Source organism: Neisseria sp. P0009.S008 (assembly GCF_051958615.1).
Lineage (GTDB): Bacteria > Pseudomonadota > Gammaproteobacteria > Burkholderiales > Neisseriaceae > Neisseria > Neisseria subflava.
On sequence record NZ_JBQCVG010000097.1, the window covers coordinates 1 to 239 of the forward strand.

The 239-nt window shown below is 59.8% G+C and carries 1 protein-coding gene; it reads left to right on the forward strand.

Translation table 11 applies throughout. The features are described from left to right. Window positions 1-239: ATP-binding cassette domain-containing protein (locus ACTHSQ_RS11430; RefSeq protein ID WP_440375970.1), on the forward strand; the 239-nt coding region annotated here is incomplete at both ends.

A 239-nucleotide genomic window follows, 5' to 3' on the forward strand; every position in this document is an offset into this window, starting at 1 on the left:
GTTTGAACCAACCGATAGGTGCAAACGGCAATCAGCTCTCCGGTGGTCAGCGTCAACGTGTCGCCATTGCCCGCGCCATTTTGAAAGATGCCCCCATCCTGCTTTTGGACGAAGCCACCAGCGCGCTGGACAACGAATCCGAACGCCTCGTCCAACAAGCCCTCGAGCGCCTGATGGAAAACCGCACCAGCATCATCGTCGCCCACCGCCTGACCACCGTCGAACAAGCCGACCGCATC